This window comes from Deinococcus radiotolerans (genome assembly GCF_014647435.1).
GTDB lineage: Bacteria > Deinococcota > Deinococci > Deinococcales > Deinococcaceae > Deinococcus > Deinococcus radiotolerans.
The window spans coordinates 1-15,738 of the sequence record NZ_BMPE01000036.1 but is presented as its reverse complement, the minus strand read 5'-3'; the positions used below and the strand labels follow the sequence as shown (position 1 = coordinate 15,738).

The 15,738-nt window shown below is 69.1% G+C and carries 22 protein-coding genes; 9 read left to right on the top strand and 13 right to left on the bottom strand.

Going from position 1 to position 15,738, the window contains the following annotated elements; genetic code table 11:
- The 10 genes from IEY63_RS21775 to IEY63_RS21730 form a co-directional block, all read right to left on the bottom strand.
- The coding region (locus IEY63_RS21775) for an AfsR/SARP family transcriptional regulator (RefSeq protein ID WP_229784857.1) at positions 1-378 on the bottom strand (378 nt) is incomplete at its 3' end.
- Positions 379-471: 93 nt separating this feature from the next.
- Positions 472-666 carry a hypothetical protein gene (locus IEY63_RS21770; RefSeq protein ID WP_189071090.1) on the bottom strand — a complete coding sequence of 65 codons (195 nt, stop codon included), beginning with the start codon at positions 664-666 and terminating at the stop codon, positions 472-474.
- Entirely contained in the window at positions 663-1,088 is a 426-nt protein-coding gene (locus IEY63_RS21765; RefSeq protein ID WP_189071089.1) for a hypothetical protein, read from the bottom strand. Before IEY63_RS21765 ends, IEY63_RS21770 begins: the two co-directional genes overlap by 4 nt.
- Positions 1,085-2,020: a tetratricopeptide repeat protein gene (locus tag IEY63_RS21760; RefSeq protein ID WP_189071088.1), complete on the bottom strand. Its 936-nt coding sequence runs from the start codon at positions 2,018-2,020 to the stop codon at positions 1,085-1,087. The genes IEY63_RS21765 and IEY63_RS21760 overlap by 4 nt, the downstream gene beginning before the upstream one ends.
- Before the next feature lie 644 nt (positions 2,021-2,664).
- Positions 2,665-3,003: a hypothetical protein gene (locus IEY63_RS21755; RefSeq protein ID WP_189071087.1), complete on the bottom strand. Its 339-nt coding sequence runs from the start codon at positions 3,001-3,003 to the stop codon at positions 2,665-2,667.
- A gap of 661 nt (positions 3,004-3,664) precedes the next feature.
- Positions 3,665-4,375: an ABC transporter ATP-binding protein gene (locus IEY63_RS21750; protein ID WP_189071086.1), complete on the bottom strand. Its 711-nt coding sequence runs from the start codon at positions 4,373-4,375 to the stop codon at positions 3,665-3,667.
- Positions 4,376-4,388: 13 nt separating this feature from the next.
- A complete protein-coding gene (locus IEY63_RS21745) occupies positions 4,389-6,770 on the bottom strand; it encodes an ABC transporter permease (protein WP_189071085.1) in 2,382 nt (793 codons plus the stop codon).
- A 93-nt stretch (positions 6,771-6,863) separates the two neighbouring features.
- Complete coding sequence (locus IEY63_RS21740; protein ID WP_189071084.1) at positions 6,864-7,160, bottom strand: hypothetical protein; 297 nt, start codon at positions 7,158-7,160, stop codon at positions 6,864-6,866.
- Positions 7,157-7,993: a permease prefix domain 1-containing protein gene (locus IEY63_RS21735; protein WP_189071083.1), complete on the bottom strand. Its 837-nt coding sequence runs from the start codon at positions 7,991-7,993 to the stop codon at positions 7,157-7,159. Before IEY63_RS21735 ends, IEY63_RS21740 begins: the two co-directional genes overlap by 4 nt.
- Positions 7,990-8,319 (bottom strand): PadR family transcriptional regulator, encoded by a 330-nt coding sequence (locus IEY63_RS21730; RefSeq protein ID WP_189071082.1) that lies wholly within the window; start codon positions 8,317-8,319, stop codon positions 7,990-7,992. Before IEY63_RS21730 ends, IEY63_RS21735 begins: the two co-directional genes overlap by 4 nt.
- Positions 8,320-8,729: 410 nt before the next feature.
- On the opposite strand from IEY63_RS21730, the gene IEY63_RS21725 reads away from it, so the two are divergent.
- Positions 8,730-10,118 (top strand): MBL fold metallo-hydrolase, encoded by a 1,389-nt coding sequence (locus IEY63_RS21725; protein WP_189071081.1) that lies wholly within the window; start codon positions 8,730-8,732, stop codon positions 10,116-10,118.
- Here the strand turns inward: IEY63_RS21725 and IEY63_RS22375 are convergent.
- Positions 10,085-10,270, bottom strand: a complete 186-nt coding sequence (locus IEY63_RS22375) for a hypothetical protein (RefSeq protein WP_229784856.1) — start codon at positions 10,268-10,270, stop codon at positions 10,085-10,087. The genes IEY63_RS21725 and IEY63_RS22375 overlap by 34 nt on opposite strands.
- Here IEY63_RS22375 and IEY63_RS22680 point away from each other — a divergent pair.
- The 8 genes from IEY63_RS22680 (at position 10,220) to IEY63_RS21685 (ending at position 14,017) form a co-directional block, all read left to right on the top strand.
- Entirely contained in the window at positions 10,220-10,465 is a 246-nt protein-coding gene (locus tag IEY63_RS22680) for a rhodanese-like domain-containing protein (protein ID WP_373290949.1), read from the top strand. The two genes, IEY63_RS22375 and IEY63_RS22680, sit on opposite strands and share 51 nt — an antisense overlap.
- Positions 10,462-10,779 carry a rhodanese-like domain-containing protein gene (locus tag IEY63_RS21715; protein WP_189071080.1) on the top strand — a complete coding sequence of 106 codons (318 nt, stop codon included), beginning with the start codon at positions 10,462-10,464 and terminating at the stop codon, positions 10,777-10,779. Before IEY63_RS22680 ends, IEY63_RS21715 begins: the two co-directional genes overlap by 4 nt.
- A complete protein-coding gene (locus IEY63_RS21710) occupies positions 10,776-11,555 on the top strand; it encodes a sulfite exporter TauE/SafE family protein (RefSeq protein WP_189071079.1) in 780 nt (259 codons plus the stop codon). Before IEY63_RS21715 ends, IEY63_RS21710 begins: the two co-directional genes overlap by 4 nt.
- A gap of 104 nt (positions 11,556-11,659) precedes the next feature.
- Positions 11,660-12,226: a YeeE/YedE family protein gene (locus IEY63_RS21705; protein ID WP_189071078.1), complete on the top strand. Its 567-nt coding sequence runs from the start codon at positions 11,660-11,662 to the stop codon at positions 12,224-12,226.
- A 14-nt stretch (positions 12,227-12,240) separates the two neighbouring features.
- On the top strand, positions 12,241-12,693 hold the full coding sequence (locus IEY63_RS21700) for a YeeE/YedE family protein (protein WP_189071091.1): 453 nt from the start codon (positions 12,241-12,243) through the stop codon (positions 12,691-12,693).
- 244 nt (positions 12,694-12,937) lie between these two features.
- Positions 12,938-13,264: an ArsR/SmtB family transcription factor gene (locus IEY63_RS21695; protein ID WP_189071077.1), complete on the top strand. Its 327-nt coding sequence runs from the start codon at positions 12,938-12,940 to the stop codon at positions 13,262-13,264.
- Positions 13,261-13,428: a hypothetical protein gene (locus tag IEY63_RS21690; RefSeq protein WP_189071076.1), complete on the top strand. Its 168-nt coding sequence runs from the start codon at positions 13,261-13,263 to the stop codon at positions 13,426-13,428. Before IEY63_RS21695 ends, IEY63_RS21690 begins: the two co-directional genes overlap by 4 nt.
- Positions 13,429-13,474: 46 nt before the next feature.
- Complete coding sequence (locus tag IEY63_RS21685) at positions 13,475-14,017, top strand: DUF6428 family protein (protein WP_189071075.1); 543 nt, start codon at positions 13,475-13,477, stop codon at positions 14,015-14,017.
- Positions 14,018-14,950: 933 nt separating this feature from the next.
- On the opposite strand, the gene IEY63_RS21680 is transcribed toward IEY63_RS21685, so the two are convergent.
- Both IEY63_RS21680 and IEY63_RS21675 read right to left on the bottom strand, forming a co-directional pair.
- Positions 14,951-15,304 carry a type II toxin-antitoxin system PemK/MazF family toxin gene (locus IEY63_RS21680; RefSeq protein WP_189071074.1) on the bottom strand — a complete coding sequence of 118 codons (354 nt, stop codon included), beginning with the start codon at positions 15,302-15,304 and terminating at the stop codon, positions 14,951-14,953.
- Complete coding sequence (locus tag IEY63_RS21675) at positions 15,291-15,521, bottom strand: antitoxin (RefSeq protein WP_189071073.1); 231 nt, start codon at positions 15,519-15,521, stop codon at positions 15,291-15,293. Before IEY63_RS21675 ends, IEY63_RS21680 begins: the two co-directional genes overlap by 14 nt.
- Positions 15,522-15,738 lie beyond the last annotated feature (217 nt).

Sequence of the window (15,738 nt, the reverse complement as noted above, 5' to 3'; positions counted from 1 at the left end):
ATCGCAGAAATACCGTACAGGAGCCGACTTTCTGCTGCCTACTGTGCGTTTTGAAGGGTAGTCAGCTTCGTACCACGCGCACGCGGCGACCAGATCCCGCTGGTCCAGCGCGTTCAGGAAGTGGATCAGGTCGGCGTGCAGGCCGCGCAGGACGTAGCCGTCCGGGCCGTGGTCCACCTGGGCAGCGTTCCCGAGGGCGGCGCGCAGCCGCAGCAGGGTCTTACGGAAGGTGGTGGTCGCGGCGGCTTCGGGCAGGTCCGGCCACAGGCGGGCGGTCAGGTCGTCGCGCGTCCGTCCGGGCCGGTCCGTGCCGACTGAGGCGCACAGCAGCAGGGCGAGCAGGTCACGGACCTTCCGGGCGCGCCAGGGTTGCGTCACCCCGTTCTCCTCCAGGTCGAAGTGCCCGAGCGGGCGCAGGAACGCCCGGCGGATCGTGGGTGGATCGGCGCGCAGGTACGCGTGCCGGTCGTCCTAATCGCTGGCGAGCACCTGATCAGTCAGCAGGAGGTGCCCCCGTCCCCCTGAGCGGTGCAGGAACTGCAGGACCTCAGCGCCGAGCGCGCGGAGTTCGGCGTCCGGCGCGCGCTGCCGGAGGCGTGCGGCGAGCAGCATCCACTGGTACTCGGCCAGGATGGATGGAAAGCGGCTCAGCGCCGGGTCGGTCACGCTGGCCTGGCCTGCAGCTGGTCAGCGGCAGCGGCTGGATCGCCGGTCGCCAGGCGGTGCAGGGCGCGCGTGAGGGTGAGGTGCCACTGGCCCACCTGGTCCCCGTCGTAGGTGGGCGCGCCGTCCAGCACCCGCCGGGCGTCGTCTGGGCGGCCCAGGGCCAGGTACGTCTGGGCCAGCGTGACCGGACCGTACCCCATGGGCCGCACGGTGTCTTCGAGGGTCGGGTCGAGGTCCAGCAGGGGGAGCGCCAGGTCCCGCCGTCCGAAGATGGTGGCGGCGGACGCCGCGTGCAGCGTCGCGTAGGGCGCGGCGGCGGGCACGTGCTCGCGGTAGTGCGCCGCCCACCGCTGCAGGTGCTCCAGCCCGTCCTCCTGGCCGAGCATGACCTGCACCATCCCGAGGGCGCCCGTGGCGTTCATCTCGACCAGGCGGGTGCCGCCCGCGCCAGCGCCAGGGCCGTGGCGGCGGCCTGCTGGGCGGCGTGGTAGTCAGCGGCATAGACGTGCAGGTTCACGAGGTTGCCGTACACCGCCTGCATCGCCGCTTCCCGGCCCGCGCCGCGCAGCAGCGTCAGGCATTCCTCGTAGGCGCGCTGCGCGGCCGGGAAGTCGCCCAGCCAGGAGGCCGCCAGGGCAACGGAGTTCAGGGCGTCCGCGCGCTCGTGGGGGCCGCGGGCGTGGGTGAGCGCCGCCTGCGCGGCGTCACGCAGCCGAGGGGCGTCATGCTGAAGAACGGCGTGATTGGCGCGCGCCAGGTGAATCTGGGCGTGAGGCGCGCCGGGACACTCGCTCAGCTCGTCCAGGGCCGCGAGGGCCTCATCGGCCTGCCCGGCATGCAGTTGCAGGCGCGCCCGCGTCACCTGCGCGGTCAGGGGCAGTGGCGGGGGCAGCTCATCCAGGGCCTTCAGGCCGTCTTCGAAGTCGCCGGCGGCCAGCAGCGCCCGGCCGAGGAGGTCCGCCGCTTCGGCGCTCGGCGCGGGAATGGACCGGAGCGTCCGGGCCGCTTCGCGCGGCTGACCCAGGTGAAACTGCGCGAGGCCGAGCAGTTCCCGCAGGGGCCGGTCACGGCCCGCCGTCCAGTCGGTGCGGGACAACAGGGCCTGGGTGTGCTCGGCGATCAGGGCGGGCTGGTGGGTGTCCCGGGCGGCCTGCAGGGCCGCTTCGGTAAGCGGGCCGGCGTGTGGGTGCGCGGCCTGCCGGGCGTGCCGGGCGCGTGCGTGCAGGTCCGGCACCTGCTCGACGAGGCGCGCGTGCCACTCGAGATCCCGGGCGTGCGGGAGCTGCTCACGGCCCAGGTCCGCCAGGGACGGATGGGCCAGGGTGACCGTGACCTGCCCACCGGCGAGGGACACGAGTAGGAGCCCCTGGCCCCGCAGGCGGGTGACCGGGACTGCACGTCGTCCCCGGGCAGCCCGGTCACGGCGGCCAGCGCGGAGAGGGGCAGGGGCGTCCGTGAGACGGCCAGGGCATCCAGCAGGTCCGCTGCGCCCGGCTGATCAAGGCCGACCGGCCAGCGCTGTTCCAGCAGGCCACGCAGGGTGTCCGGCAGGCTTTCCAGGGGCGGCGGGATGAAGTGCCAGGCACCGGACTCGAACCGCAGGGCGCCCCCCGCCCGCAGGTGCGCGATGAGCTGCGCCGCCCACAGCGGCTGCCCGCCCGTCCGGGCCTGGAGCCAGCCGGGGAAGCGCTCATCGGTCGGGCCCAGCCGGTTCCGAACCAGCAGCGCCATTCCAGGCTCGTCCAGCAGGTCGAGCGTGTAGGTGGTGACACTGGCCTGGGGGCTGAGCGCGGCCGTGAGCTTCAGGCTGCTCAACCAGTCCGGGGCGTCGTCCCGTCCAGCCAGGGCCAGGTCCAGCGGCGCGCCCTGCTGACAGGCCGCGCGCCAGCAGGCGGTCAGCAGCCGCACGTCGTCGGGCGTGGCGCGCTCCATCTCATCGACCGTCACGAGCAGCGGGCCGCCCGGGAGGGCCAGGCGCGCCAGGGTGTGCGCGAGCACCTATTCGGTCACGTCTCGGCGCTCCGCGTCCGTCGCCGGTCCGTCCGGCGCGGCAGCGACCGCCGGCCAGGGCAGATCCGGCGCGGCGGCCCGCAGCGCCTGAAGCACGTGCGGCTCCCGCGTCGTCGTCGAGCCGTGCAGCGCCCGGACGAGGGGCGCGAACAGGTCCGGGGCCGTCAAGGTCAGCCGCTGGACCGCGCCGGTGTCCAGGGTGCGCAGCAGGTGACACTTGCCACGGCCTGCCGCGCCGCTCACGGACAGCAGGCGCGCACCGGCCGGGGCGCTGCGGTGAGGCAGGCCATTCGGTGGAAGCGGCACCGGACTGAGCTGTTCAGGCACAGGTGCAGTGTACTGAGTCCGCGGCGCTCACGGGGCGGCGCCAGTCGAGGCGCGAGCCGCAATTCCCGCAGGTCGGCGCGTGGGGAATCTGAATGGCCTGCCCGCACGTCGGGCAGAGCCGGATGAGGCGGGCGCCACACAGGGGGCAGAAGGTGAGGGCAGACCTGCGCGGCGCCGCTGGGGCCGCGCGGCCACACGCCACGCAGATGACGTACGCGGCGTTGTGCTCGGGTGTGGAACCCTGGGGCTCAGTCCGGGGACGGGGCATGGCGGCACTCTGCCGGAAGCGGCGGGACACTCCCGGGGACAGTTGTGACCGCAGGGAGGGTGGCGTCAAGGATCAGACGGGGGTGGCGGACACCCTGGAGGAGCGGCGTCCGCCAGACAGGGTAAAGGACCGCCTCGTGGTCGGCCCCCGGATTAGATGGACCGGAGCCAAGTGGCCTGTCCACCCAGCCCCCATCACCCTGCACGAGGCGCTGTTCACACCGGCCTGCCTTCACGGCTGGGGCCCAATCGCACGTTGACGAACAGGGTCGGTCTGGAACGTCCATGTCTGGATCATCTCCTGCTATCACGCTTCAGGAGTGATCCGGGGGTTCCCAACCCAGTCGTGACCTGCCGGGCAGACCTGACAGCTGGACCCTCCTGCTTCTGGTCTTCACTCTGCGCTCGGGCCGTTGGCACGCTCCGTGACGCCACCTTCCATCCGGATGTTCCGGCTGGCGCGGCGAGCCACCAGCGGGTCGTGCGTGACCACCACGACCGTGTGGCCATCGGTGTTCAATTCCCGGAACAACTCCAGGATGTCCCCCCACATGGCTGGAGGCAGGTTGCCGGTCGGTTCGTCGGCCAGCAGCAGCTGGGGGCGGCGGATCAGGGCACGGGCGATGGCCACGCGCTGCTGTTCACCGCCAGACAGCTGTGCAGGCCGGTGCCCCGCCCGGTGGGCCAGGCCCACGCGTTCCAGCATGCGGTGCGCTTCTGCCCGCCAGTCCCCGCCGCGCCGGTTGAGGCGCAGGGGCCGGGCCACGTTGTCCAGAGCGGTCAGTTCGGGCAGCAGATGGAACTGCTGGAAGACGAAACCCAGGGCGGAGCCGCGCAGGCGCGACTGCTCGGCGTCACTCAGCGACCAAGCGTCCACGCCACTGATCAGGTGCGTCCCGCGGCTGGGGCGTTCGAGGAGCCCCAGGATGCCCAGCAGGGTGGATTTCCCGCTGCCGGAAGGACCGGTGATGGCCAGGAATTCGCCGGCCTGAATGTCCAGGTGGATGTCGTGCAGCACGGTCAGGCTGCCGTAGTGCTTCCCGATGCCGCGCAGGGACACCAGGGGGGAGGGGGAGGTCGCAGCTATGGCAGTGGTGTGGGTCATTGGAGTCTCCATGTCAGCTGCCGGCCTTGAGCAGATCCGTCAGCGACTGTCGCGCGAGCCAGCGGCGGCCCAGGGTCAACGCGCCGGCCCCCAGCAGCAGGGTGAGCGGGCCGGGCAGGGTGGGGACGGCGCTGGGGAGCAGGCTGTTTTCCAGGGTCGTCGGCGCGTCCAGCGAGAAGGCGTTGTACAGCGGGGGGGTCAGGCGGGTGGCGAGCAGCAGCGCACCCAGCGTGGCGGCGGCGCCCAGCGTCAACCCGCCCCGCGCCCAGCGGCGCGTGAGCTGCCCCAGGGTCAGGCCCTGCGCCCGGTCCAGCGCGATGCGGAACCGCGTGGCGTCTAGGTACGCCAGGAAGCCGCCCAGCAGGCCCAGCACGTTGACCGCGCCCGCCACCGCCGCCAGGGTCAGGAAAAGCTGGCTCTGGGTCCGCAGGCTGGCCAGCAGGCGGTCGATGGACGGTGTGTAGGGGCGCAGCTGGAACACCAGGCCGGGTTCACGGGCCTGCAGGACGGCTTGCAGCTGCCCGGTGACCTGCGGCGTGGGGTCCTGGTTCAGGCGCAGGAGCAGCGTGGTGGTCTTGAGCGGCCCGCCGGTGAACTCGGGCACCGTCCCTTCCTGACCGGGGAGGGGGCCCTGCTGGGGCAGCAGGCCGGTCTGGCTGGGCACGATGACTTCAGGGTAATCGGCCATCACGAAGATCTTCAGCGGGTCGGGTGGGGCGTAGAGACCGGTGACCGGGCAGGGCAGCGTCACGCCCTGTCTGCCGGGCACGGTCACCGTGTCGCCCACGCGGAGGCCCTGCTCGGCCGCCAGGCTGGTGGAGAACAGGCAGCCGCCCGACTGGCCTTCCACCAGGCGAACGTCCAGCACCTTCAAGAGGGCCGGGTCGCCGGTCACCATCCGCCCGATGAAGATGTCCTTGCCCTTTACGGTCAGGTTGCCGTTGATCCGCTCCCCGACACCGACGGCCTCCACCGCCGGATGTGTGGCCAGGGCAGCCACGTCAGCCGCGTCCATCCGGCGCATGGTGACGCGGCTGCTGACGCCCCTGCGGCTGTCCGGGTTGCCGGTCGAGGAGATTTCCAGCACCCGTCCGAACTCGCTCTTCACCCGGCCCGCCTGGGCGTCCAGCCGCTCCCGTACGCCCAGAGCGCTGAACACGCCGCCCAGCGCGAGGGTCAGGGCGAGCCCCAGGCCCAGCAGCAGCGGGGTCACGAACTGCCCGGGCCGTGAGCCGCGCAGGAGTTCCAGCGCCGGCGCGCGCAGCACGCCCAGCCCGATCAGCAGCGTCAGCAGGGTCAACGTGAGCGGCGCGGTCAGCAGCGCCAGCAGCAGCACCTCGCGTGGCGCGGGCGAGAAGACCGTGCCCGGCAGCAGGTCCGGCAGCCGGGTGACCAGGGCGGCACCCAGGACCGAGCCCAGCAGCGCGGGCAGCAGGGTCCGCCCCAGCAGTCCGCCCAGCAGGTGCACGCGCCGCCCCCCGAGGGCCAGATCCACGCCCAGGAGCGAACGGCGCCGCAGCAGTCGGGACAGCGTCAGCGTGCACAGCGACAGCAGGCCGGAGCCGACCAGCACGGCCGCCAACGTGGGCAGCGCCACCTGACGGTCGTGCAGCCGCGCCCGCAGCAGCGCCGTCCCGGCGGTATCGCCCGGCGGGGGCACCAGATCCAGCCCAGGGAGACGCTCGCGTTGGTAGGCCGTCAGCCACGCCACGTCGGAGGCGCTCGGCTCCTCGTTGAACACGACGGAGAGCGGCACGGTCTGAAAGTCGATCAGGCTGGTCGTCAGCTCGTCCAGGCCCGGCGCGTTCGGGTCAAGGCGCCGGTACCCGCCCTCATCCGGGTCCTGCCAGCCCCGCCAGGGACTGGGTGAGACGATGCCCACGACGGTGAGGGGCTCTGGACTGACGTCCTCGTTCAGGATGACCACCTGTCCGACCAGGGCGCTGGGCGGATCGATCAGTTGCCGCGCGGCGGTCTCGGTGAGGACGATCTCCGCGGTGTTCGGCCGCGCGTCACGACCGGCCAGCAGCGTCAGGTGGCGCGCCTCCGGGTAGTGGCCGAGCGCCGCCACGAAGCCGAGTTTGCGGGCGGTGCGGTCCCCCAGGCGCACGCTCTCCTGCATGCTGCCGGTCGGCATGGCATACACCCATGCCCGGTTCCCGAAGTGCGCCTGGAGCGCCCCGATGGTCTCGGTCACGGGGTACCTCACGGCGCTGGGCCGCACGCCGGCCTTTAACGCGGCGAGGTCCGGATTTTTGGTCAGCTGGTACACCGTTCGCGGGTCGTTCAGGTACGAGTACGCGCGTCCGGTCGGCCAGGCCAGCCACGCGCTCACCCCCACCACCAGCGCCAGCAGCGTGCAGGCCAGGGCAGTCAGGATCGGTCGGTCGGTCACGCGGCATACCTCTTTCCCGGCCAGGGTGGGCGGGGCACACGAGCGGGCCGCAGCGGCCTGCCGGGCAGGCGCTGAACGAGAGGGTGCGGCGAATTATCTGAGTGGGGGGAGGCTCAGGCCGCTGGACTCACCCAGTGGGACGTGGCCGAGGCGCAGGAGGACCGCCTCGGTCGGCTGGCCCGGCTTCGCCTCGCGACGACCACGTACCCCCGAAACGAAAGTCAGAGGCTGTGCCCGGGCTCGCAGGATCACCCGGCCGTCTGCCTCCACCTGCGCCACGTCCACGCTGAGCAGCCCACCCTTGAGGCGGGTGGCCAGCAGGACCACCTCCCCTCTGGACAGGTCCGTGGTGACAGTGACCGGCCGGTTGTTCGCGGCTGGAGGCCTCACCGGGGTTGCGCCTCAGCCGGCCCCTGGTGGTCCAGCACAGCCGGGGCGAGGGTCAGGTCCAGCGCGCTGAGCTCGGGGTTCCAGTCTCCGGTGGCCAGGGTCAGGGACAGGCGGCTGGTGCGCAAGGTGGTGCGGCCGTTCCGCTGGGCCAGGGTGAGTCCAGGATCGGCCTGACGCAGGGCGGAGAGGAGGGCGTCCGCCCGTCCGTAGGCGTGACCGTGGCTGAACGCCCACGCGGGAACCGTCTGCGTGCGCCCGGCCAGCGTGAAGGTCAAGGCCCCGCGGGGGCCGATCCGGGCGGGAAGACCCTGACGCGCCATGCTCTGCTGAACGGCACTGAAATCGACCTGAAGCCTGCCGAGGTGGTCTGGAAGAACGTCGCGCGGTTCGGTGGCGCAGGTGAGGCCGGTCGACTGCACCATGACGTGCGGGTGTGCCGGTCCTGCACCCCGCAGACACCACTCTGGACGGGCGGCGCTGACCGGCAGGTTGAGGACCGGTACCGGGAGAGGCGACGACACAGTCAATCTCATGGCGAAGTACGCACTGCCCGCCGTGAGGGCCACGAGGGTCAGCAGCGCCTTGCCGCTGTGGAACACGCGGCCCATGCCCAGACTCACCCGCCCCGGCTCTCCCAGTTCGGTCAGCGCGCGGGTCAGCGCGTCATCAGGGGCATAGCCCAGCAGTTGCAGGTGCCGGGTGCGGGTCAGGAGATGGTCTTCCAGTTCGTCCCAGAGCTCCTGGCGGCGGGACGCGGGCAGGCCAAGGGTGGCGCGGCGCAGGTAGGCGACGAGCCGGGGCGGGCACGCCACGTGGGTCTCCGTGGCGTTCATGCGTCTCCGCCGGTGACCGTACCCATGGCCCTGTGGAAGGCGGCGTACTCTCTGCGTTTGCGCGCCAACATGGCCTGGCCCGCCGCCGTGAGGCGGTAGTACTTCCGCGGCTTTCCGTGACCGCCCAGTTCGGCGTATTCACTCTCCAACAAGCCGTCTTTCTCCAGGCGGTAGAGCGCAGGGTACAGGCTCCCTTCCTTGAAGTTGAAATACCCGTCCGTGCGGGATTTGGCTTCCTGGATGATGGCCAGGCCGTACTGGGGCCGCTCATTGAGGATGGACAGCAGGATCAGGTCGAGGTTCCCGCGCATCAGATCTGGATTCATAGCCCCCCTTCTTAGATGAACTATATAGTTCACCTAAGAAGGGGGGCTGTCAAGTCCGACTCGGATCGCTGCCGACGCAGCAGGCTGCCTCCGCAGTCCCACTGCGGTGTGCCACCCGGGGGCGATTCAGGCCTGCATCCAGTGCGTTGGAAACCATGGTGCACCGGTGAGGTCCTCGCTTGGTGGTGTGGAGGACCTGGAATTCAGCCGGTGGGTCAGGTCAAGCAAAGTGTGTGCGTCCTCTCAGCGGGCGTCTCTAGCTGCAATGGAGGACGTATTCCATCCGCCATGTCTTATTTATTTCCCTGATATTGAGTATCGCTTTTTCCCATAATACTGATAGTGAGCCTTGCTTAGTACCCCTAGGGGGTATACAGTCAGGTCAGATCGAAGTTCCAAGGAGGCCCCACATGTTCTTTGAACGGTTCTACGACACTGACCTCGCCCAGGCGTCCTACATGATCGGCTGCCAGAAAACCGGCGCATGCCTCGTCATCGACCCCACCCGCAACACCCAGCCCTACCTCGACCGCGCCGCCCGCGAGAAGCTGCGCGTCACGCACGTCACCGAAACCCACATCCACGCCGACTACCTGTCCGGCAGCCGCGAACTCGCCGCCCAGACCGGCGCGCAGCTCCTCCTATCCGATGAAGGTGGCGCCGACTGGACGTACGGCTTCGCCGCTCAGAAGCTCCACCACGGCGACAGGTTCATGATCGGCAACATCCGCGTCGAGGTGCGCCACACGCCCGGCCACACCCCCGAGAGCCTCTCCTTCCTCGTGACCGATACCCCCCGGGGGGACACGCCCGTCCTGTACTTCACCGGCGACTTCGTCTTCGTCGGTGATATCGGCCGCCCCGACCTGCTCGACGAGGCCGCCGGTGGCGTGGACACCCGCTTCGCCGGAGCCCAGCAGATGTTCGCTAGCCTGCGCGACCAGTTCCTGACGCTCCCCGACGGCGTGCAGGTCTGGCCCGGCCACGGCGCGGGCAGCGCGTGCGGCAAGGCCCTGGGCGCCGTCCCCACCACCACGGTCGGGTACGAGCGCGCCCGGGCCTGGTGGGCACCCTACGTGGCCGCCGGAGACGAACAGGGCTTCACGGCCGAATTGCTGAGCGGCCAGCCGGACGCGCCGCTGTACTACGGCCGCATGAAACTGCAGAACAAAGCCGGTCCGGCCCTCCTGGGTGACGTGCAGGCGCTCGCGCACCTCAGCCCCAACGCCGTGAACGCCCATGTCCGCGCCGGAGGCGTCCTCATCGACACGCGTTCAAAAGAAGCGCACCAAGCTGATGCGCCGCAGGGCAGCGTGAACATCCCGGATGGGAATACCTTCGAGACGTGGTCCGGGTGGCTGCTGCAGCCCGAGGACGCCGCGTACGTCCTGCTGGCCCGGGACGCCGCGCATGCCGAGACGCTGCGCCGCCGCCTGTGGATGGTGGGACTGGATCAGGTGACGGGATTCGTGACTTCGACCGACGGGTTGGATACCGCGCCCGCCCAGCCGTTCCCAGCAGCGGAACTCGACCAGCATGACGGCGCGCTGATCCTCGACGTGCGGAACAAAACAGAGCATCAGGCCGGTGCCATTCCCAGTGCGCAGCAGCTGCATGCTGGTCGCCTCGCGTGGCACCTGGACGAGCTGCCGCGCGATCAGGAGATCGTGGTGCACTGCCAGGGGGGCGCGCGCAGCGCCGCCGCCGCCAGCCTCCTGCGCGCCCAGGGGTTCCACGTGAGTGAACTCGCCGGCGGCTACGACGCCTACACCCGCGAACGCGACGCGCGGACGGTCTGACCATCTTCGGCTTCCTGAAGAAACTGCTCGGCTCGCCGGTTCCCGGTCTGACCCCCCACGAGGCGCAGGACCTCACCCGTCAGGGTGCCCTGATCCTCGACGTGCGCGAACAGGCCGAGCGTGCTCAGGGCTTCATTCCGGGCAGCCGACACATTCCCCTGAGTGACCTGGGCAGCGCCGACCTTCCGCAGGGACAGGTGCTGATCTGCCAGTGCGCCAGCGGCCGCCGCAGCGCCCTGGCCGCCCGGCAACTCCAGGCTCGCGGCTTTGACGTCCGCAATCTCCAGGGGGGCATCCAGGCCTGGCAGGCCGAAGGACTTCCCAGCCGCAGAGGGAAACAGATATGACCTACACCGACCTCTTCCCGAATGAACTCGACATCCACCGCCGCGTGGGCGCCGCCCTGATCGACGTGCGCGAACCTGACGAGTACACCCAGGGCCACGTGCCCGGGGCCATCAACCTCCCCCTCTCTGAACTCCAGGCTCGGGAAGCCGAAGTCCCAGACGGCGCGGTCCTCATCTGCGCCAGCGGCAACCGCTCTTCACAGGCCGCCGCCTACCTCGCCGGACTGGGCCGCCAGAATCTCAAGAACCTGATGGGGGGCACCTTCGGCTGGATGCGCGAGGGCCGCGACCTGGTGACCGGCGACCAGCCGTGATCCTCGCCTGGATCGGCGCGGCCCTGATCGGGCTGAGCCTGGGCCTGCTCGGCTCCGGGGGCAGCATCCTGACCGTGCCCGTCCTGGTGTACCTCGTCGGTGAGGACAGCAAACTGGCCATCACCGAGAGCCTGGCCATTGTGGGGCTGATCAGCCTGTTCGGTACGCTGCCGTACGCCCTGAAACGACAGATTGACTGGCGGCGCGTGGCGCCGTTCGGCTTGCCCGGCATGCTCGGCACGGCCGCCGGATCGGCCCTGAGCGCGCACCTGAGCGGCGGCACGCAGCTGCTGATCTTCGCGGCGGTCATGCTCCTCGCCGCGACGCTGATGGTCCGCCCACCCCCTGCACCGGGCGGCCGGTCCCACCCGGCGTGGCTGACCGCGCTGGAGGGCGCGGGTGTGGGCGTCCTGACCGGCGTGGTCGGCGTGGGGGGCGGCTTCCTGATCGTGCCGGCGCTGGTGCTGCTGGGCGGCCTGCCCATGAGCCTGGCGGTCGGGACCAGCCTGAGCATCATCACCCTGAACAGCGCCGCCGGGTTCCTCAAGCACCTGCACCAGGGCGGACCGGAGCTGCACTGGCCCCTGATTGCCGTGTTCGCGGTCATCGGTGTGGCGGGCAGTCAGGTGGGCGCCCGGATCGGCCGCCGCCTCCCTCAGGTGACACTCCGCCGGAGCTTCGCGGCCTTCCTGGTCGTTATGGGCCTCTACGTCCTGAGCACCAACGTTCCCAAAGTGCTCACCCCCCTGCCTACGGTCGAGAGCCGCGTTCACTGACCGAAGGGCGCGTGCGTTCCACTCACTCACTTCAGCGGCCCCACGCGGCCCACACGTTCCCTGTTCAAAGCGCGCGGTCGACACCCGCGCCCTCCGAGGCATTCATGATTGATCTGCTCACCTCGCCCTGGCCCTGGTGGGTCGGCGGCCCCCTGATCGGCCTGACCGTCCCGCTCCTCCTGTGGATTGGCAACAAGGGCTTCGGCATATCCGCCAACCTGCGCCACGCCTGCGCCGTCCTGCTCCCGGACGTCACCAAACCCAGTTTCTTCCGCTACAACTGGCGCGCCGAGCGGTGGAATATGACGTTCGCCTTCGGTCTCATCCTGGGCGGTACGCTGGCCGGACTGATCCTCGCCGATCCAGAGCCGACCCGCCTGAATGCGGCTGGTGCGGCGTCTGTGCAGGCGCTGGGCGTGCAGGTCCGCCCTGGCCTGGTCCCTGGGGAACTCACTGACCTCTCCAACCCCGGCGTGTGGCTGCTGCTGGGCGTGTCTGGCCTGCTGGTCGGGTTCGGCACGCGCTACGGGGGCGGCTGCACCAGCGGGCACGCCATCACGGGGCTGAGTACCCTGCAACTGCCCAGCCTGATCGCGACTGTTTCGTTCTTCGCGGGCGGCATCTTCAGCGCGAACCTGCTCCTTCCTGCGTTCATGGCGGTGATCGGGTGAGCGCCGGGACCCGCATGCCGGGCGTGACGGACGCGCCGGTCGCGCGGGTGACGGGTGGACTGCTCGTGTACCTGCTGATGGGCGTGTACTTTGGCGTGGTGCTGATCAAGTCCGAGGCGGCCAGCTGGTACCGCATTCAGGAGATGTTCCGCTTCGAGTCGATCCACATGTACGGCCTGATCGGCTCGGCCGTGCTGACCGGGCTCCTCACCACCTGGCTGCTGCGGCGCAGTGGCGTGCGGAGCCTGGACGGCCAGGCGATCACGGTGACACCGAAGGAACGCAGCTGGGAGCGCTACGTGCTGGGCGGCGCGACGTTCGGGATTGGGTGGGGCTTGGCGGGCGTGTGCCCCGGGCCGATCTTCACCCTGCTCGGCGCGGGTGTATGGCCGATGTTCGTCGTGCTGGCGTTCGCGCTGATCGGCACGTGGCTCTACGGCGCGCTCCGCAAACACCTGCCTCACTAATCAGCTGTACCCGATCAGGAGGAGTCATGTACCAGCACATTGTGGTGACCACCAGTGGAAGGGATATTGATCACGCTTCCGTGCGGAACGCCGCTGGGCTCTCCGCTCTCTGCCGACGACTTGACCGGCGTGCGGTGCCAGTCCAAGTCGGGCTTGAGTCGAGAAGGCTGAGTGGGGGTGGTGTGGGACCGCCTTCACCGCTCAATTCATTGACATTATTCGATCTAACTTCTAAAGTACATCCATGGACTTCGATGGAACAGCAGCGGTGTTCAAAGCGCTGGGCGACGTGCACCGCCTCCAGGCCCTGCACTTCCTCGCCACCGCCGACCCCGGCTGCTGCTCCACCGGGCAGGGCGTCTGCACCTGCGACGTCCAGGAGCGGCTCGGCCTGAGTCAGCCCACCACCAGTCACCACATGAAGATCCTCGTCGACGCCGGCCTCGTCACGAGCGAGAAGCGCGGCAGATGGACGTACTACACCCTCAGCGCTCAGGGCCTGCACCTCGCCCGCACCGCCGTCACCGCCCTGCTGGCCGCCGTGCCACAGCCCCAGAAGGAGGCCGTATGAACCCCCTCACCGTTCACCTCGTCGCCCTCGCCCACCACCAGGACCTGCTGCGGGACGCCGAGCAGGCCCGCCACGCCCAACTCGCCCGCCCGACGCCGGACCGCCCCACCCCGCCGGTGATCGTGCAGCTGCCGGTCTCCGGCACGCCCTGCCCCACCTGCTGATTTTTTTTCCTAAACCCATCGAAGAACGTCAATAAGGAGTCCTGCTATGACCCAGGCGACGCCCATCTCCGGCCTCAGCGAGCACACCACCACGGATGCCCTGATCACCGCCCTGCGCACGCTGCCCCAACGGCCCCTCCAGTTCCACCTGCACGGCGAACTCCTCGTCCCCGCGGGCTACCACGTCACCGAGATCAAGGCCGTCACCATCGAAGCCATGGACTGCGGCGGGAAGGCCAACGCCTGGCGGGAGACGGTCATTCAGCTGATGGATGGCAGCGCTGAGGAAGCCAAGGCCGGGTTCATGACCAACCACAAGTTCCTGGCCATCTACGACCGCGTGGTAAAGCACATCCCCGTGCGTGATCACGCTGAAGTTCGCTTCGAGTATGGGAATGCCAACACCCCGGCCCTGCAGTACCACGTCACCCACGTCGACCTTCAACCCGACGTGATCACCGTGCACCTGCGCACCCCCGGCGTGCAGTGCAAGGCGGGGGACGCCTGCGGGACGCCCACCGACACCAGTGACGGCTGTGAGCCCGCTTCCGGCTGCTGCGCCTCCCAGGCGCCCATCACCCTCACCTGATGACCGCCGCCTCAGGGTCCACCCGAGGAGACGCGTCGTGAGCGACCTCGGGCAGCACCCCTCATGGCGGTCACCATTGCGACCAAGACACCGCATGGTGGAACGCGCCCAGCACGGCAACACGCCGCTGGCACGGCCAGACTGAAGTGAAAGGCGACTGAATGCCTTGAGCGACCGTGACCCGCAGGGCCGGATCACCACGGCCCGTTCGACGCCCACTGTCAGCAGTGAAGTACGCGGACTGACGTCTGCCACCGCTGAACGGGCATGGCGCCCGTACCGGCCAGAGGTCTAACATCCTCCCACAGCAGTTCTACTGTGCGCGTACGAACCATCGTGATCAACCTCAATCCCCAGGCTCACCAGGCAACGGCCCGCGTCGTCCCCAATCAGCGCGTCCAGGTTGCCCGAGCAGCCGGTGTGACGGATCACGGCCATGTTGACCAGGGACACGTGGTGAGCCCCACGCAGCCACCGCTGGCCTAGACGCGCGTCGAACAGTGGGTCATTCGGGAATAGCAGTGGCTGTCCGGGATCAGGGAGCGGCGGGACAGTCCTTGAGTTCACCCTGGTACTTTCTCCCACGCCACTCTTCCTCCGTGGCGGGTCCACTGATCTGTATTGAGTGTCCTGACGGCACAGCATCTTCCGCCCCGTCGACCGGTCGCAGTCAGGAGCCGCCAAAGGCGGATGAGTCCATGTGCGGTGCGCGACAGGATCGACATGCGTTGAGCCAACCCCTTCACCACTGGTGACCTTCAGATGTGCACGCCTGGGACGCTACAGGTCAGGCGGGCAGCACCTTACCTCCGGGCCACTGAGGGTGGAATTCAAAAAAGTGCGTGCAGGACGGGTCAAAACAATGCAAGCTCGCAGGAGGCTCAGGAAGGGGCCTGTAACAGAGTTTGAGGGGTACAGGAGGGTCAATCTGCGTCACGTCAAGGAGAGATGCAGGCGCAGTGCGTCATTGGGCTCACGCATCAGAGCCGGTGGGAGGATGCCGACGGGCGCAGGGCTGAGGCGACTGAAGCTGATGGGGCGAATCTGCTCCGCCTGGACTTTACTGTCCTGGGCCAGGCCCCTTTGATCGGCCGGGAGCAGCACCTGAATATTGGAGATCCACGCGATGTTCCACGTGACGGGCACCCCGGCGACTGACTTGGCGCCCGATCTGTCCACCGCGCGGTTCACGGCGTCGCTGATGACGATGACAACGGGATGCCGCCTGTCGGCTCCGCTGGGCCAGATGGGGTCGAGATCAGCGAGGTAAAAGTCACCTTGGCGCACGGGGCCCTCCGGTGGTGATGAGGTCGCCCGCGGCCGACGCCCGCAGGTCCGCGTCTTCCGTGGCGGTCCAATCGGTGAGTGCGGCGGCATACTGCATTTCGAGTTCCCGTTCCCGGAGAAGCGTCAGGGCACCGGCGAAAACTTCGGACCGGGAGCGGAGGTGATAGGTGGCCTGGTGGTGCTCGCCGAAGGCCAGCAGTTGGGGGTCAAGGCTCACACTGGTTTTCTGAACCGTCGTTCATCCAGGGTGCGTACTTTCAGAAAAAATAATGAGAAACTAACGCCTAGCTGGAATACTCCTCTACTAATCCATTCTACCTGTTCACACTAATGTGGCTTAGTACTATAATGAGTGTATTCATGACGTATGAGGCCCAGCCATGACGCTCGTCCGCCGCAGCGACACCCTCGCCCTGACCAACCTCACCGACCAG